Annotated in this window: 20 protein-coding genes; 10 read left to right on the forward strand and 10 right to left on the reverse strand. The window is 66.5% G+C overall.

Going from position 1 to position 19472, the window contains the following annotated elements; translation table 11 throughout:
• Nucleotides 1-135 precede the first annotated feature (135 nt).
• The 4 genes from RT697_RS21655 to RT697_RS21670 form a co-directional block, all read right to left on the reverse strand.
• Nucleotides 136-1014 carry an RNA polymerase sigma-70 factor gene (locus RT697_RS21655; protein ID WP_312432134.1) on the reverse strand — a complete coding sequence of 293 codons (879 nt, stop codon included), beginning with the start codon at nt 1012-1014 and terminating at the stop codon, nt 136-138.
• Between the two features lie 115 nt (nt 1015-1129).
• Nucleotides 1130-2131 (reverse strand): bestrophin family ion channel, encoded by a 1002-nt coding sequence (locus RT697_RS21660; RefSeq protein ID WP_313701677.1) that lies wholly within the window; start codon nt 2129-2131, stop codon nt 1130-1132.
• A 33-nt stretch (nt 2132-2164) separates the two neighbouring features.
• Nucleotides 2165-2812: a DedA family protein gene (locus RT697_RS21665; protein WP_313701679.1), complete on the reverse strand. Its 648-nt coding sequence runs from the start codon at nt 2810-2812 to the stop codon at nt 2165-2167.
• Nucleotides 2813-3008: 196 nt separating this feature from the next.
• The gene (locus tag RT697_RS21670; protein WP_313701680.1) at nt 3009-4034 is read right to left on the reverse strand and encodes a LacI family DNA-binding transcriptional regulator; all 1026 of its coding nucleotides are present in this window, start codon (nt 4032-4034) and stop codon (nt 3009-3011) included.
• A gap of 217 nt (nt 4035-4251) precedes the next feature.
• Here RT697_RS21670 and RT697_RS21675 point away from each other — a divergent pair, with 217 nt between their 5' ends.
• Nucleotides 4252-5223, forward strand: a complete 972-nt coding sequence (locus RT697_RS21675) for a Bug family tripartite tricarboxylate transporter substrate binding protein (protein WP_409408372.1) — start codon at nt 4252-4254, stop codon at nt 5221-5223.
• A gap of 46 nt (nt 5224-5269) precedes the next feature.
• Nucleotides 5270-6616, forward strand: coding sequence for a glucarate dehydratase (gudD, locus tag RT697_RS21680; RefSeq protein WP_313701681.1), 1347 nt, complete (start codon nt 5270-5272; stop codon nt 6614-6616).
• A gap of 53 nt (nt 6617-6669) precedes the next feature.
• Here the strand turns inward: gudD and RT697_RS21685 are convergent, their stop codons facing one another.
• Both RT697_RS21685 and RT697_RS21690 read right to left on the reverse strand, forming a co-directional pair.
• Nucleotides 6670-7353, reverse strand: coding sequence for a hypothetical protein (locus RT697_RS21685; RefSeq protein WP_313701683.1), 684 nt, complete (start codon nt 7351-7353; stop codon nt 6670-6672).
• Nucleotides 7354-7355: 2 nt separating this feature from the next.
• Nucleotides 7356-8387 (reverse strand): TRAP transporter substrate-binding protein, encoded by a 1032-nt coding sequence (locus tag RT697_RS21690; protein ID WP_313701685.1) that lies wholly within the window; start codon nt 8385-8387, stop codon nt 7356-7358.
• A gap of 168 nt (nt 8388-8555) precedes the next feature.
• Here RT697_RS21690 and RT697_RS21695 point away from each other — a divergent pair, with 168 nt between their 5' ends.
• Nucleotides 8556-9389, forward strand: coding sequence for an IclR family transcriptional regulator (locus RT697_RS21695; RefSeq protein WP_313701687.1), 834 nt, complete (start codon nt 8556-8558; stop codon nt 9387-9389).
• On the opposite strand, the gene RT697_RS21700 is transcribed toward RT697_RS21695, so the two are convergent.
• The gene (locus tag RT697_RS21700; protein WP_313701688.1) at nt 9386-10213 is read right to left on the reverse strand and encodes an IclR family transcriptional regulator; all 828 of its coding nucleotides are present in this window, start codon (nt 10211-10213) and stop codon (nt 9386-9388) included. The genes RT697_RS21695 and RT697_RS21700 overlap by 4 nt on opposite strands.
• Before the next feature lie 128 nt (nt 10214-10341).
• Here RT697_RS21700 and RT697_RS21705 point away from each other — a divergent pair, with 128 nt between their 5' ends.
• The 7 genes from RT697_RS21705 to RT697_RS21735 all read left to right on the forward strand — a co-directional run bounded on the left by RT697_RS21705 (nt 10342) and on the right by RT697_RS21735 (nt 16471).
• Nucleotides 10342-11349 (forward strand): TRAP transporter substrate-binding protein, encoded by a 1008-nt coding sequence (locus RT697_RS21705; protein WP_313701690.1) that lies wholly within the window; start codon nt 10342-10344, stop codon nt 11347-11349.
• Nucleotides 11350-11369: 20 nt separating this feature from the next.
• Nucleotides 11370-11813 carry a type II 3-dehydroquinate dehydratase gene (locus RT697_RS21710; protein WP_313701691.1) on the forward strand — a complete coding sequence of 148 codons (444 nt, stop codon included), beginning with the start codon at nt 11370-11372 and terminating at the stop codon, nt 11811-11813.
• Between the two features lie 49 nt (nt 11814-11862).
• Nucleotides 11863-12429: a TRAP transporter small permease gene (locus RT697_RS21715; protein WP_409517474.1), complete on the forward strand. Its 567-nt coding sequence runs from the start codon at nt 11863-11865 to the stop codon at nt 12427-12429.
• The gene (locus tag RT697_RS21720; RefSeq protein WP_056563400.1) at nt 12426-13706 is read left to right on the forward strand and encodes a TRAP transporter large permease subunit; all 1281 of its coding nucleotides are present in this window, start codon (nt 12426-12428) and stop codon (nt 13704-13706) included. Before RT697_RS21715 ends, RT697_RS21720 begins: the two co-directional genes overlap by 4 nt.
• 67 nt (nt 13707-13773) lie before the next feature.
• Complete coding sequence (gene pcaH / locus RT697_RS21725; protein WP_313701694.1) at nt 13774-14475, forward strand: protocatechuate 3,4-dioxygenase subunit beta; 702 nt, start codon at nt 13774-13776, stop codon at nt 14473-14475.
• Between the two features lie 3 nt (nt 14476-14478).
• On the forward strand, nt 14479-15048 hold the full coding sequence (gene pcaG, locus RT697_RS21730; protein ID WP_313701696.1) for a protocatechuate 3,4-dioxygenase subunit alpha: 570 nt from the start codon (nt 14479-14481) through the stop codon (nt 15046-15048).
• A 25-nt stretch (nt 15049-15073) separates the two neighbouring features.
• Nucleotides 15074-16471, forward strand: coding sequence for a 3-carboxy-cis,cis-muconate cycloisomerase (locus RT697_RS21735; RefSeq protein WP_313701698.1), 1398 nt, complete (start codon nt 15074-15076; stop codon nt 16469-16471).
• Between the two features lie 103 nt (nt 16472-16574).
• Here RT697_RS21735 and RT697_RS21740 read toward each other — a convergent pair whose 3' ends face one another.
• The 3 genes from RT697_RS21740 to dtnK form a co-directional block, all read right to left on the reverse strand.
• Nucleotides 16575-17465, reverse strand: coding sequence for a GntR family transcriptional regulator (locus RT697_RS21740; protein ID WP_313701699.1), 891 nt, complete (start codon nt 17463-17465; stop codon nt 16575-16577).
• 5 nt (nt 17466-17470) lie between these two features.
• The gene (gene pdxA, locus RT697_RS21745) at nt 17471-18523 is read right to left on the reverse strand and encodes a 4-hydroxythreonine-4-phosphate dehydrogenase PdxA (protein ID WP_105239726.1); all 1053 of its coding nucleotides are present in this window, start codon (nt 18521-18523) and stop codon (nt 17471-17473) included.
• Nucleotides 18520-19472 (reverse strand): D-threonate kinase (dtnK, locus tag RT697_RS21750; RefSeq protein ID WP_313701701.1); only part of this gene is annotated, 953 nt, incomplete at its 5' end. The genes pdxA and dtnK, both read right to left, overlap by 4 nt.

The following is a 19472-nucleotide window of genomic DNA, read 5'->3' on the forward strand; positions in this document are numbered from 1 at the left end:
AAAACCTCCACCCCCGCTCCGGGCGTCTAAAGAACCCAAAAACCTCCACCCCCGCTCCGGGCGTCTAAAGAACCCAAAAACCTCCACCCCCGCCCCGGGCGTCCAAAGAACTCAAAAACCCCCAGCCAGAATTCATCAGGCACGCTTGAGCGAAGCAGCGATTCGAGCCAGCTTATCCGGATTGCGTTGCACCAAAACCCGCGTCAACCGCTCGCCATCGGTTTCGTAAGACTGCACGGATTCCAGCTCGCCGTCGATGAAACGCAGCAAGGTCCATTGCCCGTTCACCTGCACCACCTCGACGTCCAAGGCATCGCGATAGCGGCGCTTGCCCGCATAAAACAGCTGCGCCAGTCGCTTGCCGCCGACCAGGCTGGCAAATGCCGTGACCTTGTCGCCGCCGTCGCCGATGAGTTCGGCGTCGTCGCTCAGCAAAGCAAGCAGCCCGTTGAAATCGCTGCGCTGCATCGCATCGGCAAATGCCTGCAACAGGCGCTGCAGCGTTGCGCGCGGCACGGCTTCGCGGGGTGCGCCCTGGCGTAGTTGCTGTCGCGCCCGCCGCACCATCTGGCGGATGGCGGCCGGGTTCTTGTCCAGGGTCTGCGCGATGTCTTCGTAGTCCGCGTCGAACACGTCGCGCATCAGAAACGCCGCGCGTGCATCCGGGGACAGCCGTTCCAGCATGAAAAGAAACGCCACCGACACGTCGTCGGCCATCTCGTGGATCTGTTCCGGCGTTGATGGCGCCGCCATCAGCATGGGCTCGGGCAGCCAGACGCCCACGTAGTTCTCGCGCTCGGCCTTGGCGGCGCGCAAGTGGTCGATGGACAGCCGTGTAGTGGCGGTCACGAGCCACGCTTCCGGGTTCTGGATGACGGCGCGGTCGGCGCCGTGCCAGCGCAGCCAGGCTTCCTGCACCACGTCTTCGGCTTCGGCGACGGCGCCCAGCATGCGGTAGGCGATGGCGTAAAGGCGGGAACGGTGCTGGTCGAAGAGGGCGACAGAGTCGGTCATGGAGGGGGCCAGCGCCGGGACGAGGGAGGAGGGAGGCAGGTATTTTGCCGCAGGGGTCTGCCTGCGACAAGCGTGCCGGGCGTCCATGCCGGCCCCCCATCCTGACTCGCGCGGGCTACAGCACGATGTCATTCGTGCACAGCGGCGGCAGCGCCGTGGCGCCGCGCATCTGCTTCAGATCCCGTTCCACCATCGTGCTTAATTGGCTGATCGGCACGTCGTTGGCGTTGCCCTCGAACGGGTTTTCGGTGCTCTGGCCCACCTGTTCCAGCGAGGTGTAGATCCACGAAATGATGACGCTGAACGGCGCCGCCAGCCACGCCATCTGCCCTTGCATGAAGCCGCCGGCGGCCTCGCCGATCTGGTCGAACTGGGCGGTCAGGCCAAAGGGCAGGGCCACGCAGAATGCGCGCACGAAAAGCGTGTTGATGATGGCGTACTGGCGCGGATAGGGAAAATCCTTGATGCGCTCGGCCTGGCCTTGCAGGTCGAGCAGGTCACGAAGGCGGCCGTTCAGATCGGCGTATTCCGAAGTGGTGATTGTGCCCTCGTCCAGCAGCTGCCTTGCCGCGCGGCCTTGCCCGTCCAGCAACTGCACCGCCTTGTTGTCGGCCGCCGCCACGGCCGCGATTTCCGCTGCGGGGAGATAACGGGCCAGCGCGGTCTCAAGCGGCATGCGGCGCTCGGGGATCACGTAGCGCTTGCCGTATTCCGCATTCGGCCGGTTCCGCATCGACTCCCAGACGCGGGGCGCGCGAAGTTGATAGCGCAGCGCGGTCAGCCACGCCAGATGCCGGTCCACCAACCCCGCGTCGCGCCCGGCGTCGCCGGCATAGTGGCCGCACAGCACGCCCCACGCACGGCTGGCGCTGACGATGCCCATCCAGATCTTTTGCGCCTCGACCGTGCGCGTGTAGGTCTGCACATTCTTGAAGCCCACCACGAACGTGGTCGCGGTGCCCAGCAGCGTCACCACCGACAGCGGCAACGTCAGCCACTTCATGCCCGCCACCTGATACAGCAGCACCGGCACAAGGCTGAGGGCGGCAAGGCCGTAGATGGTCCGGCGCGTCCAGACGACGAATTCGCACAGGCGATAGGATTTTCCGAGGTGCATGATGTCGATTCCCGATTGCCTTCAGACGTCCGTTCAAGGAGCGGTCGGGCCGGCCGGGCGCGCCGTCTTCACGCCCCACGCGCGCCGGGCATAGCGATACGCAAGGAAAAGCGCTGCCGCCGAGATGGCGACGACAGACGCGCGCCCGCCCAGCGCGCTCAACGCCGCCAGCAACGCTTCCACGCGCGCGGAGAACACCGCGCCCAGCACCAACCCCACCGTGGCCCACAACGCCAGGCCCGCGCAGTCGTGCCAGACGAACGACCGCAGCCGCGTGCCGCTGGCGCCGCACAACGGCACGGCCACCATCGACAGACCGGGCATGAAGCGCGCGACGATCAACAGGCGCACGCCCCAGCGGTTGAAGAAGCGTTCGGTCTTGCTGATGCAAGCCTCGCGCGAGAGCGACAGGTTGCAGACGGTGTGCAGCGTGCGCGGCCCGTAGCGTCGGCCGCCGCGGAACCACAGCAGGTCGGCCAGCACGCCCGCCAGCACCGCAGCGGCCAGCACAACGGCCAGCGGCAGGGCAACGTGGCCCGCTGTGCCGGCCGTGGCCGCCTGGCTGGCGCCCACGGCGATGAGCGTGGGCATGACGGGCAGCGGCAGGCCGAGCGATGCGCCCAGCACGTTAAGGAATACGGCCAGCACGCCGTATTGCGCGATCCATTCATGCGGCAGCATGCGGCGCTCCCTGCGTCTTGGCGGTCGGGGCGATGGCGGGCGTGGGCATGTGGGATCTCCTGGAATCGCCGCGCGCGGTGCGTGGCCGGTCAGGACAGATCCTAGAGGTGGCGCTTGCGGCGCGGTAGACCCGCGCAGGGACGCACGGTGTTGTCCGGGCGACAACAATGCGCTGCGGCAAGGCCGCGGGCCAGGTTTACGCGCTTTCGCGGGTCACGATGCGAAAGCCGATTTCCACCACTGATTGCGCGGGACGTTGGCCGTTCGCGCGCAGGCCGATCATCTCGGCCGCCTGCGCGCCGATGGCGGCGCCGTCCACGTGTACGGACGTGATGGCGGGGGACATCGACGCGGCGATTTCCATGTCGCCAAAGCCCATCACGGCCAGTTGCCGCGGCACGTCCAGCCCTTGCGCGGCGGCCTCGGTCAGGACGCCGGCGGCCATCATGTCCGAGCTGCAGAACACCGCGTCGATGCCCTGGTTTGAGCGCTGCAAGGCGCGCAGGCCTTCGCGGCCCTGCGCGTGCGTCGTCGGCGCGGGCATGTAGTGCACCAGCGGTTCCGGCAGGCCCGATTCGACGGCGGCGCGGACCAGGCTCTCGGCACGCAGCCGCGCGCGGTGGTCGTCGCCGCTCAGCACCGCCTGCCGCGTCTTGCCCGTGTCGCGCAGGTAGTGGCTGACTGCGGCGCCGATCGCGTCGTGCGACAGGCTGAGCAGCATGTCGATCGGGGCGTCCGTGGCGTCCCACGTTTCCACGATGGGGATGCCGGACGCCTTGAGGAGTTGCCGGCCCTGCGGGGAGTGCATCACGCCCGTCAGCACGATGCCGTCGGGACGGCGGCCGATGATGGCGCGCAGCAGGGCGTCTTCGCGCGGCGAGTGATAGCCGCTCTGGCCGACCATGAGCTGGAAACCTTTGGCCTCGAGCGACTGCGTCAGCGCGGTCAGCATGCCGCCGAACAGAGAACCGGCGATCGACGGCACCAGCACCATCACAAGATTGCTGCGCGACAGGCGCAGGCTGCCGGCCATCAGGTTGGGCACGTACCCCAACGCCTGGATTGCGGCGTTGACCTTGTCCAGCGTGGCGGGGGAGACCTGCTGCGGCGTATTGATGGCGCGCGACACGGTGATCATCGACACCCCGGCCGCCTGCGCCACCTCGCGCACGGTCACGTTGGCGCGCTCTGACGAGCGGGAGGGGGAATCGGCTGGCGGCATTCGGGGCGGGCGCATTGAAAAAGGGACAAAAAGCGTGGCGTGAAACTGGCGTCAAGCCTAACCGCAGACGCCGCCTTTGCGGGCCGGGTCTGCTCAGGGTTTGTCCGGATGGCGGACGGCGAATACGACGAAATATCCTAACAATGCCGTGATGTTAACGTTAACAAAAAAAATGTTAACGTTAACGTACATAAAAGAACTTAAACCGGAGACAGAAATGACGAGCAATGCGCGCAAGTGGATTCTTGGTTTGACCCTGATGGCCGCAGCCGGCGTGGCGCACGCCTGGCCCGACAAGGCCGTCACCGTCGTCGTGCCGTTCCCGCCCGGCGGCGCAACCGATTCGGTGGCGCGTGCGCTGGCCAACAAGCTGGGCGAACAGCTTAAGCAGTCGTTCGTGGTGGAAAACAAGGCCGGCGCCACCGGCACGATCGGCGCCTCGCAAGTCGCCCGCGCCGCGCCGGACGGCTACACGCTGATGGTTACGTCGCTGGCCCCGCTGGTGGTGGCCCCGCACCTGATGAAGGGCATCACCTACGATCCGGCCAAGGATTTCACTTACCTGACGGTGGCCGTGCAGACCCCCAATGTGCTGGTGGTCAGCCCGCAGCTCGCCTCCAAGATCAACAGCGTGCAGGACGTGCTGGCGCTGCTGAAGGAAAAGCCGGGCGCGATCAGCTTCGCGACGTCGGGCGCGGGCTCGTCCGATCACCTGACCGCGGAACTCTTCTGGCAGAAGACGGGCACCAAGGGCCTGCACGTGCCGTACAAGGGCGGCGCGCCGGCCATTTCCGATCTGCTGGGCAACCAGGTGGAGATGTCGTTCCAGAATGTGAACGCCGTGCTGCCGCACATCAAGTCCGGTAAGCTCAAGGCCATCGCCGTCACGGGTTCCAAGCGTTCGCCGGTGCTGCCCGATGTGCCCACGTTCGCCGAAGCGTCGGTGCCGGGCGTCGACGTCTACGCCTGGCAGGCCGTCGTGGCCCCCAAGAACCTGCCCGCCGACGTGCGCGACAAGCTGTCCGCCGCCCTGACCGCCGCCCTGAAGGATCCGGCGATCAGCAAGCCCTTCACCGATATCGGCCTGGAGGTCGTCGCCAACTCGCCCGAAGCCTTCACGAAATTCCAGCAGCAGGAAAGCGCCCGCTGGAAGCAGGTCATCGAGACCGGCGGCATCTCCGTGCAATGACGCAACGCGCCCGGCCGTGGCGGCCGGGCTTTTTCAAGAAGCAATCATGACTCTTCACGCATCCCAAGCATCCCAGACGCCCACGATCACCGGCATGCGCGTCGTGCCGGTCGCCGGCCAGGACTCCATGCTGCTCAACCTGAGCGGCGCCCACGCGCCTTACTTCACGCGCAACCTGGTCATCCTGACCGACAGCGCGGGCAACACCGGCGTGGGCGAAGTCCCCGGCGGCGAAAAAATCCGCAACACGCTGGAGGACGCGCGCGCCTTGATCGCGGGCAGCTCCATCGGCAACTACCAGCACACGCTGAACCAGATGCGCCAGGCGTTCGCCGGGCGGGACAGCGAGGGCCGCGGCGCCCAGACCTTCGACCTGCGCGTGGCGATCCATGCCGTGACGGCGGTGGAATCGGCGCTGCTGGACCTGCTGGGCCAGCACCTGGGCGTGCCTGTCGCGGCGCTGCTGGGCGAAGGCGTGCAGCGCACGTCCGTGCAGATGCTGGGCTATCTGTTCTACGTGGGCGACGTTACGCAGACGCCGCTGCCGTACCAGTCGGCGCCCGACGCCGAAGGCTGGCTGCGCGTGCGCCACGAAAAGGCGATGACGCCCGAGGCCATCGTCCGCCTGGCCGAGGCGGCTCAGGACCGCTACGGCTTCCAGGACTTCAAGCTCAAGGGCGGCGTGCTGCGCGGCGAGGAAGAGGTCGAGGCCATCCGCGCCCTGCACGAGCGCTTTCCCGAAGCACGCGTCACGCTTGACCCGAACGGCGGCTGGCTGCTCAAGGACGCGGTGCGCCTGTGCCGCGATCTGCATGGCGTGATGGCGTATGCGGAAGACCCGTGCGGCGCCGAAGGCGTGTTTTCCGGCCGCGAAGTCATGGCTGAGTTCCGCCGCGCCACCGGCCTGCCGACCGCCACCAACATGGTCGCCACCGACTGGCGCGAAATGGCGCATGCGCTGTCGCTGCAATCGGTCGACATTCCGCTGGCCGACCCGCATTTCTGGACGCTGCAGGGTTCGGTGCGCGTGGCGCAAACCTGCCAGGCCTTCGGCCTGACCTGGGGCTCGCATTCCAACAACCACTTCGACGTGTCGCTGGCGATGTTCACGCACGTGGGCGCGGCCGCACCGGGCCGTGTGACCGCAATCGACACGCACTGGATCTGGCAGGACGGCCAGCACCTGACCCGCAATCCACTGCAGATCCGCAACGGGTACGTCGAGCTGCCGCAGACCGGCGGCCTGGGCATCGAGCTGGACATGGACGCGATCGAACGCGCTCACCAGCTTTATCTGCAGCACGGCCTGGGCGCGCGCGACGATGCCACGGCGATGCAGTATCTGGTGCCCAACTGGAAGTTCGACAACAAGCGGCCTTGTATGGTGCGGTGAGCGGCACCGCGCCGGCTGGTGACGGTGCCGCGCGCGGGGGCGGGGCAGGGAGTCTACCTTGCCCCCGCCGCCTCCAGCGTGTGGGACAGGCAATAGACCTCTGACCACGTTGGGGCATCGCCCGTCAGGGCGCGCATCTGCGCCGAGTTCAGGATGTCGCCGTCGCAGGCCGTCACCGCGTTGATCGCATACCCGTTGACGACGTAGATCCAGTCGGCCGCGCGGTCTTTACCACCGCGTATTTTCTGTTCCGTGGTGGCGTTCATTGCCGGCGTGTCCGTCACGATCAGATGGGCGCCGGTCAATCCGGGCTGTGCCGCCGCCGCCGTCGCATGCGCCTTCAGATACGCTCGCAACGCGTCCTCCGAACCCGGCTGGGGGGACAGGCGAATCGTCAGCGCATATCTGGCCAAGCCGCCGCCGACGCTCTCGACCACGCGGCATTGGCTGCGGATCATGTTGCGGTGTTGCGGCATGAGCTTCGTGGACCATGGCGTGGGGGCGTTGAGCCGCTCCAGGTAGCCGGGCGAGACCAGCGTCTCGTAGGCGTCCAGTTCGTACATCACGAAGAATCCTTCGCCGCCATGCGCGCTGGTCCAGCGCGTGCCGCGCAGAAACCCGGGAACGCCCATGCGCTCCGGGAAGTGCTCATGGGTATGCCAGTCTTCGAACTCCGCGCGCCACGCCGGCGCAATGTCCCACCACATTGCGATCGCTGCCTTTCCGAGCATGCCCATGGTCAGTTCTTGGCCCGCAAAGCGGCAAGTTCCGCGGTGACCTGCTGCATGACGTCTGACCCGATTTCACCCGCGAACTTGTCCACCACCGGTTTGACTGCGCCGCGCAGGCGCTCGACCGCTTCAGGCGTCAAGGTGTTGACCTGCATGACCTTGCGCAGATCGTCGATGGCCACCGCTTCCTTGGCCTGCGAGATCCGCCGTTCTTCCGCCTTGGCCTCGGCGGCCGCTTCCAGAATGATCTTGCGCTCGGTTTCCGACATGCTGTCCCACGTCTTGCGGCTCATCAGGAACGGCATGCCCGTGTAAATATGGCGCGTCAGCGACAGGTATTTCTGGACTTCGGCAAACTTGGCGGACAGGATCACGCCCACCGGGTTGTCCTGGCCGTCGATGGCCTTGGACTCCAGCGCGCCGTAGACTTCGCCGAACGTCATGGGCACCGGATTGGCGCCCAGCGTCTTGAACATGTCGATGTAGACGGGCGCGGCGATGACGCGCATTTTCAAGCCCTGCAGATCCTGCGCCTGCGCGATCGGGCGCTTGCTGTTGGTCATGTTGCGAAAGCCCAGGTCCCAGATGCCCAGGCCAATCAGGCCGTGATCGGACAGGCCATTCAAAAGGCGCTGGGCGACGGGTCCGTCCGAGACCGCGTACGCCTCGCGTGCGTCGTTGAACAGGAACGGAAGGTCAAAAACCATGAACCGCTTGTCGATGCCGGCCAAGAGACCTGTCGCCATCGAGGTGAAGTCCAGCGTGCCGCCGCGAACGGCCGACAGATTCTGGGGATCGCCGCCCAGCACCGCATTGGCGTAGATCGACACCTTCATCTTGCCGCCGCTTTTCTCCGCAACCAGATCGGCAAATTTCTGCGCGCCCTGGCCCAGGGGATGGTCCGCGGCGAGGCTGAACGCGAACTTCATCGTGCGCGCCTTGATGTCCTGCGCGGCTGCGGTTCCCGCCACGGCAAGGCAGGCCAGGACGGTCGCTGCCGCATTCACGGCGATGCGCAAGCACGTTTTCTTTGAATTCATCACAAGCACCTTCTTCGGTTGTCGTTGGAGGTCCGGTTGATGCAGCTTTGGCGGCGGGTCATTGTGTGAATACCCGGCTGCGAGCATAGGGCATAATTTTGAATGCCGTTCAAAATTTGATCGAATTCAAAAATTGAACAATTCGTCGGCGGTGAACCGGAGAACGCAATGAGCGGGGCAATCGAAAAAACACTGGCGTTGCTTGAATACCTGGCCGCCCATCCGGACGGCGCCAATCTGGCCGACATTGCGGACGATCTGCACCAATTGCGCAGCGGATGCCACCGGACCCTGCATGAACTGATGAAATTCGGCTACGTCCGGCAGACGTCGGTGCGCGGGGAATATGCGTTGACGACCAAGCTTGCGTCGATGGGCTTGAGTTTTCTGAGCCGGTCCGGCGTGATCGACATCGCCCAGCCGGTCATCGACCGTTTTGCCGCGGCAACCGGTGAACTCGTGCGCCTGGCCATCGTGGACGGCAAACGTCTGACGCTGGTGGCCAAGGCGCAGGGCGCGAAGTCAGGGCTGCTCTATGACCCGGACATGGGCATCGACCTGCGCCTGTCCTGCAGCGCGGCCGGCCACGCGTGGCTGATGACGTTGCCCGAAGACCAGGCGATTGCCTATGTCACCGAACAGGGGCTGGGAAAACCGCGGGACTTCGGGCCGAACGCGCCCACGTCGATACGTGCGTTGCTGACCAGCCTGGACGCGCATCGGCGGCGCGGCTACAGCGTTCTGCAGGACGTCTATGCGGCCGGCATGAGCGCGATGGCGGCGCCTATCCGGCGCCCCGGGCATCAAAGCACCGGCATCCTGGTGGTGGCGGGTCCGTCGCAACGGCTGACCCTTAAGGCCATGGAGAAATTCGGGCCAGCGCTGCTGCGCGCGGCAAGCGAGCTGGCGCAGGCGGGGGACGCCTCGCCGCTGCTGCGATCGGCGCGCGTGGGCACCTGGGGAAATGGTCCTGCGCAGGGTGAAGATCTGCCGACTGCTTAATCCGCGGAAACATCGTCTCCGTCGTTACGGCCCTGCATCGGAAAGCGCGTCCTGAACATCGGCGACGCCAGGCTGGCCAGTGCCAGTTCCTGCGCGGCCGCCAGCAGGTCGGGACCCAACGCTTCCATCCGCGCTTCGGTCAGGCGCATCGCCGGGCCGGCGATGCTCAACACGCCGATGGCCGCTTCGCCCTTGCGCTGCACTGGCGCCGCCATCGCAGTCATGCCCGGCGCGAAGACCTCGTTGATCATCGCGTAGCCGCGCTTGCGCCCGGCCTGAAGCATCTTCGTCAGCGCCGCGATGGTGGTGGGGGCGTTGGGACCGTATTCCTCCGGCGAACCGAAACCTTGCCGCGATACCAGGTCCAGCGCGCGTTCATCGGTCATAGTCAGCATCCACGCGTGGCCGGAGGCGCTGCACGACAGCCTGGCTTCGGATCCCATCTCGGGGTCGTAGCGCAGACCGTGACGTGCGCCCTGCGCCTTGGCAACCCAGGTCAGCCGCTCTTCGTTATCCACGATGGCGAGCCGCACCAGTTCGCCTGAGATGTCCGCCAGGCGATCCACCAGCGGCTGGGCGATGTCGACGATGCCTGTCGCCGCCAGATAACTCAACCCGATGGAGGCGACCCGGGCCGTCAGCGCGTAGTCGCCGTGATCCCGGATCTGGCGCACATAACCGCAGCGGCAAAGGTCTGTCAGCAGACGGTGCGCGGCGCTCTGCGGAATCTCCAATTGCTGGGCAAGGGAAGCGAGGGGCACGCCTTCGGGTCTGGAGGACAGGTACTCCATGACGGCGAGCGCGCGTTCGAGAACTCCGGCCATGTCATCTCAACAAGTTTGTGGGGTGATGGATGATAACCCTAGGTGGAAAACTATTCCACTCGGAATTACATTCCACTACCGAGTCTTGCCAGACATCGAAAAAATTCCAAATAACACCGGAGACAACGATGAAGACCAGCCTTTTCCGCATCGCATTGACGGCGGCCCTGAGCGCGACCGCCATGACAGCCGCCGCGCAGGACATCCAGGAACGAACGATACGCTTTGGCCATCTGAACAACACGGATCACCCCGTCAGCGCCGGGGTGCAGAAGTTCACTGAACTGGTGGCGGCCAAGAGCGGTGGCAAGCTGAAGGTAAAGGAGTTTCCCGCCTCGCAGCTTGGCAATGAAATGCAGCAGCAGTCCGGGCTGCAGGGCGGCGTGCAGGAGATGTCCGCGCCGGCCTCGACGTCGCTGGCGGGCATCGTCAAGGAGTTCGGGCTGATCGATCTGCCGTTTTCCGTGACGGACTTCGGCCAGGCCGACGCGCTGCTGGACGGCCCGCTGGGCAAGGCCCTCATCGCCAAGCTTCCGGAAAAAGGCCTGGTCGCGTTGGGCTTCTGGGATCTGGGCTTTCGCAATGTGACGAATTCCAAGCATGCCATCGGCAAGCCGGAGGATCTGGCGGGCCTGAAGATCCGCGTGATTCCGAACCCCGTTTTCCTCGACACGTTCAAGGCCTTCAAGGCCAATCCCGTGCCGATGCCTTTTGCCGAACTGTACGGGGCGCTGGAATCGCGGGCGGTCGACGGCCAGGAAAATCCCTATTCGGTGATCCTGTCCAACAAGTTCTACGAAGTGCAGAAGTACGTCAGTGCGACCAACCACGTGTACGCCGCGAACATCGTGCTGGTCAGCAAGAAGTTCTGGGACAAGCTGTCGCCCGCCGAGCAGAAGATCCTGCAAGAGGCGGCCGACGAAGCACGCGGCTATCAGCGCAAGGTCAGCCGCGCCGCCGCGCAGAAAGCCGTCACGGAATTGCAGGCGAAGGGCATCCAATTCAACACGATCGAACCGGGCGAAAAGGCCCGCATGCAGCAGGTCGTCAAGCCAGTGATCGAGCACTTCACCAGCAGCTACGACCCCGTGATCGTGAAGCTCTACAACGACGAACTCGCCCGCATCCGCAAGTAACCCGCACTGGCATTCCCATCATGAAGATCCTTGTCCTGCACGGCCCCAACCTCAACCTGTTCGGCCGCCGCGAGCCGCACATCTACGGCACCACGACGCTTGCGGAGATCAACGACCGCCTGGCGGCGCTGGCCGCGGAACTGGACGTCCAGTTGTCGACGCTGCAATCGAATCATGAAGGCGCGTTGATCGACTTCTTGCACGAGAACATCGACTCGGCGCAGGGCGCCCTCGTGAATCCCGCCGGACTGACCCAGCACGGCGTGCCGCTGCACGATGCCATCAAGGCCATGCCGTTTCCGACGCTGGAAGTGCACATGTCGAACATCGCCGCGCGCGAGACCTGGCGCGCGCATTCGATCATTTCGCCCGCGGTGCGCGGCACGGTGCAGGGGTTGGGGCCCCAGTCTTATCTGACGGCCTTGCGCGGTTTGGTCGGCCTTTTGCAGGACGCCAAGGCATGACGCGGGCGCACGTGCATCCGAAGCCGCAAGGAGGCTGGCCATGGTCGTCATAGACAGGTTCATCGGCGCCGTCTGCCGCGTGCTTGAGTTCGCCATCGCCTTGCTGTTGGCAGCGATGGTGGTGCTGGTCTTCGGCAATGTCGTGGCGCGCTACGGCTTCAATTCCGGCATCACGCTGTCGGAAGAGCTGTCGCGCTGGATGTTCATCTGGCTGACCTTTCTGGGGGCGGTCATCGCCCTGAAAGAGCGCGGACATCTGGGCATGGACATGGTCGTGGCCAAGCTGCCAACGGCCGGCAAGAAGATCTGCCTGGTCGTGGGGCAGATCCTGATGCTGTACATCGTGAGCCTCATGTTCAAGGGCAGTTGGGATCAGGCGGTGATCAATGCCGACGTCAGCGCGCCCGTGAGCGGCCTGCCGATGGCCATCGTCTACGTGTCCGGGTTGGTGTTCTCCGTCATGGCGGGCCTGATCATCGCCATGGATCTGTACCGCGTGCTCGCCGGCAAGCTGCAGGACCAGGACCTGATCATGGTCCAGGAATCTGAAGAGGCGGTGCAGCTCAAGCAGATTCTCGAGGATGCCGGCAACGGCGCGCCGGGGAGACGCGCATGACGATCGCCGTGTTCATCGGATCGCTGCTGGGTGTGATGGCGCTGGGCGTACCCATTGCCTTCGCGTTGCTGGCCAGCGGCGTGGCGCTCATGTGGCATCTGGACATCTTCGACGCGCAGATCCTGGCGCAGAACGTCATTGGCGGGGCAGACAGCTTTCCGTTGCTGGCGGTGCCGTTCTTCATGCTGGCCGGCGAAATCATGAACGTGGGCGGGCTGTCCCGCCGCATCGTCGATCTTGCGCTTGCGCTGGTCGGACATGTGAAGGGCGGGCTTGGCTACGTCACGATCATGGCGGGCTGTCTGCTGTCGGCCCTGTCGGGATCAGCCGTGGCGGACGCCGCCGCGCTGACGGCGCTGCTGCTGCCCATGATGGTCAGCGCCGGCCACAAGAAGCAGACCGCGGGCGGCCTGATTGCCGCGACCGGCGTGATCGGTCCGGTCATTCCGCCCAGCATTGGTCTGGTCATCTTCGGCGTGGCGGCCAACGTGTCCATTTCCAAGCTGTTCATGGCGGCGATTGCGCCCGGTCTGATGATCGGGGGCGCGTTGTGGCTGACGTGGGCGTGGCTGGTCAGGCGCGAGAAGATCGTGCCGCCTCCCCGCAAATCGCCGCAGGAAATCGCCACCGCGTTCCGCAAGGCGATCTGGGCGCTCATGCTGCCGGTGATCATCCTGGTGGGCTTGCGGATGGGCGTCTTCACGCCGACCGAAGCCGCGGTGGTCGCCGCGACCTACGCCTTGCTGGTGTCGACGCTGGTGTACCGCGAGCTCAAGCTCAACCAGCTTTACGCGGTGTTCGTATCGGCAGCCAAGACCAGCGCCATCGTCATGTTCCTGATCGCCGCCGCCATGGTCAGTGCCTGGCTGATCACCGTGGCCGATCTGCCGTCCAAAGTGGTGGACATGCTGCAGCCGTTCATGGGCAACAAGATCCTGCTGATGGCCGCGATCATGGTGCTGGTGATGGTGGTGGGCACGGCTATGGACATGACGCCGACCATCCTGATCCTGACGCCCGTGCTGATGCCGGTGGTGCGCGCGGCGGGCATCGATCCGGTGTATTTCGGCGTGCTGTTCATCATCAACAACTCGATCGGCCTGGTCACGCCACCCGTGGGCACCGTGCTCAACGTGGTGGCCGGCGTCGGGAAGATGAAGATGGACGACGTGACGCGCGGCGTCCTGCCGTTCATGGCCGCAGAGTTTCTTGTCATGTTCCTGATGGTGGCCTTCCCGGCCCTGGTGATCATTCCCGCGCGCTGGTTTGGCGGGTAGGCGCCACGCGCCTGCCGCGCCGCACGCCCGCGCATCGTGAAGCCTGATTAATTGGAGATTTTTCGCAATGTCCGATCTTGCTCAATACCGGCGCCCCTTCTGGGACACCCAGCCGGGCTACCGTTTCGATCCGTACGGGTCCACCCGTTTGCGGTCGCCGAACGAACCGCTGATCGTCGTGCCGCAGACGCTCTCGGAGGTCACAGGGCCGATGTTTGGTGCGGCGTTCGTCAGGCAGGGCGATAACGACCTGACCCGCGTTTCGACCGCTGAGGCCATCGGCGAGCGCATCATCGTGTCCGGCCGGGTGCTGGACGAGAGCGGCCGGCCGGTGCCGGACGCGCTGATCGAGATCTGGCAGGCCAATGCCGCGGGCCGTTATCTGCACAAGCGCGATCAGCACGATGCGCCGCTTGATCCGAACTTCAGCGGCGAAGGGCGAACCGTCACGGACGCGCAGGGGCGTTACCAGTTCAAGACGATCAAGCCTGGTGCGTACCCGTGGGGCAACCATTACAACGGGTGGCGTCCGCAGCACATTCACTTTTCACTGTTTGGCCGCGCCTATGCGACGCGACTGGTCACCCAGATGTATTTCCCCGGCGATCCGTTGTTGGAATTCGACCCCATCTTCCAGTGCGTGCCAGACGCGAAGGCGCGCAACCGGCTGGTTGCCGCGCTGGACTGGGAGACCACCGTTCCCGAGTACGCGCTGGGTTATCGCTTCGACATCGTCCTGCGCGGCCGCAACGCCACGCCCATGGAGTAACGCATGCTCTATCCCACCAGTTCACAGACTGTCGGTCCCTATCTGCATATCGGCCTTTCCGGGCTGAACCGCGACGATTTGACGGAAGGGCGCGGCGACCTGGGCACGGCGCCGGTTGTCATCGAAGGACGTGTGATCGATGGCGAGGGCAATCCGGTGCCGGACGGCATGATCGAGATATGGCAGGCCGATGCACGCGGCGTGTATGGGCATCCTGACGATCCCCGGCATGGCGAGGGCAGTGCGGGCTTCGGCGGCTTTGGTCGTGTGGCCACGCAGCCAGACGGCGGCTTTCGCTTCACCACGATCAAGCCGGGCCGTGTGCCCGCACCCGACGGACAACTGCAGGCGCCGCATCTGGTGGTGTCCGTCTTCATGCGCGGCCTGCTCAAGCATCTGTCGACGCGAATGTACTTTCCGGATGAGGCCGGCGCCAACGAGGCGGATTGGATCCTGTCCAAGGTGCCCGCCAGCCGGCGCGGCACGCTGGTGGCGCAAACGGCGGAGGCGGGCGTTCTGCGCTGGAACATCATCCTGCAGGGCTCGGACGAAACCGTGTTCTTCGACATCTGAGCGGGCGCGCGATGAGGGATGCACGATGAGCCATCTTTCAGGGATTACCGAAGCCATCTATTCGGACGACGAAATTCTGTCGCTGTTTTCCGGCGCTGCAACCATCAGCCAGATGCTGGCTGTGGAGGCGGCCCTGGCGCGCGCACAGGCGCAATGCGGCGTCATTCCCCCAAGCGCGGCGGCGGTCATCGATGAGGTCTGCCGCGGCGGCGAGGCCAGCGACATGCTGGACCTGGACGGCCTCGCCACGGCTGCGGTGGCGGCGGGCAACATCGCCATCCCGTTCGTCAAGCAACTGACCGCGGCCGTCGCGCGCGCGGATGCCGAAGCCGCCCGCTATGTGCATTGGGGAGCGACCAGCCAGGACATTCTGGATACCGCGCTCGTTCTGCAGATGCGGCAGGTGGCGGCCAGGCTGGACGCGGGGCTGGCCCGCGCCACGCTTGCGTGCGCGCGGCTGACCGGCGCGCATCGGGACACCATCATGGTCGGACGCACGTGGCTGCAGCATGCGCTGCCCACGACGTTCGGCGCGAAGACCGCGGGTTGGTTGGAGGCGCTGGAACGCAGCCGGCTACGCGTGCGGCAAGATGCGTTGCAGATCGCGCTGCTGCAATTCGGCGGCGCCGCGGGCACGTTGGCCAGTCTTGGGCCGGCGGGGGCTGAAGTGACGCGGGCGCTGGCCGCCGAGCTGGACCTGGGCGTACCCGCGATGCCTTGGCACACGCATCGCGACCGGCTTGCCAGTTTGGCCGCGTCGCTGGGTGTGCTGACCGGCACGATGGGCAAGATCGCCCGCGACGTGTCGCTGATGGCGCAGTCCGAGATCGGTGAAGTTAGCGAGCCGTCCGGCCCAGGCCGTGGCGGCTCGAGCACCATGCCGCACAAGCGCAATCCCGTGGGCTGCGCGGCCATCCTGGCCGCTGCGGTCCGCGTGCCGCCGCTGGTGTCGACGATGCTGTCGGGAATGATCCAGGAACATGAACGCGCGTTGGGCGGCTGGCAGGCCGAATGGGATGTGCTGCCCCAGATTGCCGCGCTGACCGGCGGGGCGTTGCGCCATTTGACCGGCGTGCTGGACGGGTTAGAGGTGTATCCCGAGCGGATGGCGCAGAACCTGGCGCTGACTGACGGTCTCATTCTGGGCGAGGCCTACATGTTGGCGCTGGGCACGCGGCTGGGCCGCCTGCCCGCGCATGCGCTGGTGGAGCGCGCGTCGCGCGATGCGGTCGCGAACAAGCGTTCACTCAGGGATGCAGTGCGTGCGGCGTTGGAAAGCGATGCCGCGACGCGCGGATTGCTCAGCGACGATGACCTGGATCGTCTGGGCGATCCGGCGAATTATGTCGGCGAGGCGCCGGCGATCTGCGACAGGGTGTTAGCGGCCTGGAAGGCGAGCCGGAATGGAGGGAACGCGGCTTGAAGCGCTTGAAAGTGCATTAAAGCGCCTACAAGCGCTCTAAATCGCCCGCGCCGCGCAGCGGCTCAGAACGCTGAAAACCGCCTCGCGCGAACGGTGTGGCGAATCAGGACTGCCCACGCAACCGCGCCAGCTCCGCCGATAACTCCGCCACCAGCGCCTGCGCGCGCGCCAGCGGGTCCTGTCCGTTGACCGGCGCCTGCGGCTCAGGCGCGGTTTCATGCAGCCGGGGTTGCACGCTTTCATGTCCCATGCTGACGTCCACGTCGAACACCAGCTGTTCGGCGCGATGCCAGGTGGTGAACCATTCCAGCGGCTTGCCGTGCTGGTCCATGCCCTGGCCCTGCAGCATCAATAGCGGCGTGCCGGCCTGCGTGTCCAGCAGGGCGGCCAGGTCGCTGTCGGCGGCGACCGCGCGGATCTGGTTGCGGCCCGCGCCGGGGCGCAGACCGAATTGCCGCGTCAGCACGCCGTGCAGGGATGCGTCGGAAAGGTGCTCGGCGCGCAGGCCGGGCACCGCATCGGCGGGCAGCCAGGTGCGCACGTAGGCCAGCGGCGCTTCGGCCACGTGGCGCAGGCGTTCCAGCATCAGAAGGCGGGTGGTGCCGAAGAACTCGGCGACCTCGGCGGGCGGCTCGGCCGGGCCTAGCGCCAGCACGCGGGTGCGCAGCGCCACGCCCGACTGGGCAAACTGCTCGTACAGACCAGTGGACCGCTGCACGAGGCGGCGGTGTTCCTGCGGCGCCGCCACGGTGGCGGGGCGGCCGGTCTCGCGTTGAATGAGGCCCTCGGCGGCAAGTGCCGCGAGGGCTTGGCGCACCACGCTGCGCGCCACGCCGAAGCGGTCGCACAGCGCCGCTTCGCTGGGTAGCACGGCGCCCGCCGCGAGCTTGTTCGTGCGGATGTATCCGCGCAACCGCGACGCCACCTGGGCGTGCAGCGGGATGTCTCCCGCGCGGTCAAGATCGGGCAATGCGTCGTGCGTGGCGGGCGCCATGGGAATCAACCTCCGGTTTGTGCCCGCGCAGTTTCCCATACATGCGTCCAGCCCGGGGCCAGATGCGCGGCGCGCTCGGCGGCCAGGATCAGGCTGTCTTCGCGCGCGATGCCCTTGCCGGCGATGTCGAAGGCGGTGCCGTGGTCCACGGACACGCGCACGACGGGCAGGCCGACGGTGATGTTGACGCCGTCGTCGCCGTACACGGACTTGAAGGGCGCGTGGCCCTGGTCGTGGTAACAGGCGATCACGAACTTCCACTTGCCGCGCACGGCCTGCGGGAACAGCGCGTCGGCCGGGATGGGACCGGCGGCCAGGATGCCGGCGGCGTTGGCTTCGGCCACAGCGGGCGCCAGGATGTCCGCGTCTTCGCTGCCGAAGATGCCGTTCTCGCCGGCGTGCGGGTTCAGGCCAGCGACGGCGACGGGTTCGTCGGCGCGGCCCAGCGCGGTGGCGAACGAGCCGGCCAGGCGCAGGACGGCGCGCATGCGGGCCGGGTTCACGTCTTCGATGGCCTGGCGCAGCGACACGTGCGTCGTGGCGTGGAAGATGTAGAGGTCGCCGGCCGACAGCACCAGCGAGAAGGTCTTGACGCCGAACTCATGGGCCAGCAGTTCGGTGTGGCCGGGCCACTTGTGGCCGGCGGCGTGCATGGCGGCCTTGTTCAGCGGGGCGGTGACGATGCCGTCGATCTCGCCGGCACGCGCCAGGGCGCAGGCCGTGGTGACGAAGCGCACCGAGCCGTCGCCGGCGTCCGCGCTGATCTCGCCCAGCTTGACGTGCGCGAGCGACGGGCCGGCCTGCAGCACTTCGATCACGCCCGGGGTGTTGGTGGCGTCGGCGGGACGTTCGATCTTGCGCACGATGGCGGGATCGGCGCCCAGATTGCGCACGGCATTGGCCATGACGTCTGCATCGCCGACCACGAAGAGGCGCGCCTTCTGGCGCAGCTCGTCGTGGCCCATGAGCATCTTGGCCGTGATTTCCGGCCCGATGCCCGCTACGTCGCCCAAGGTCACAGCCAAGAGGGGCAGCTTCGCGGGAGGGGTTTGTGTCATCGCTTGAATCTCCTGTCGCGGATCGCGCGCACCGCGCGAACCAGTACGTCTTCGGTGCCAAAGCCGCCGGCCTTGGTCACCACGGGCAGGCCAGCGGCCGTGCCTCCGGTCAGCGTGCCCAAAGGCACGCCGCCCATCACTTCGTCCACCAGCGCGATGCCGTTGGCCTGCAGGGCCACCAGCACGCTGCGCGCGCCGTCGCCGCCGGTGGCGACGACACCTGCCGCGCGCGAGGCGGCAATCAATTGCGCGGCGAGGCTGCCGAGGCGGTCGGCGACCGTATCGGAATCCAGGCCCGCGCGTTGGCCTTCGGGGGCCAGCAGCAGAATGGTGCCGGCTTCCAGCGGGGCCACCGCGTGCGACTGCAGCAGCGGCTGGCTCCAGGCCTGCCACTGCGCGTCGTCGGCCAGTTGGTCGAGCGACGGGCTCCAGGTGTCGGCGCCCGCGGCCTGCAGCGCGGCGGCCTGGCCGCGCGCGGCGCTGTGCTGCGAGGTCACCACGACCACCACGGGCGCGGTCTGGTCGGCGCCGGCCCATACGCGGGCCAGCGGCACAGCCAGGCCGCCCGCGCCCACGGGCAGGGCGCGTTCGCCCAGCAGGCCGACGGCGCGCGCCAGCCGTTCCAGGTCGGCATCGGTGGCTGCGTCCACCACCACGGCGCCGCCGGCCTGCGCGATGCGCGCGGCCAGCGTTTCGGGCGTGTCTTCAGCCAGCGGCGCGACGTGGGCGCAGCCAAGCAGGGTAGGGATATGGCTTTCGGTCACGGGCGTGACCGGGTCGGTCGCCGCCGAGGTCTCGGTGACCGGCTTGCCGTTCACATACAGAATGCCTTGCTCGACGGTGCGGCCCGTGGCCGGGAAGGCGGGGCAGACCACCGCGATCGCGTCATCACCCCAGGCCTCGCGTGCCGCATCGATCTCGGCCTTGAACGCGCCGCGCATCGTCGAGT

Source organism: Achromobacter sp., assembly GCF_032113835.1.
Taxonomy (GTDB): domain Bacteria; phylum Pseudomonadota; class Gammaproteobacteria; order Burkholderiales; family Burkholderiaceae_B; genus Achromobacter.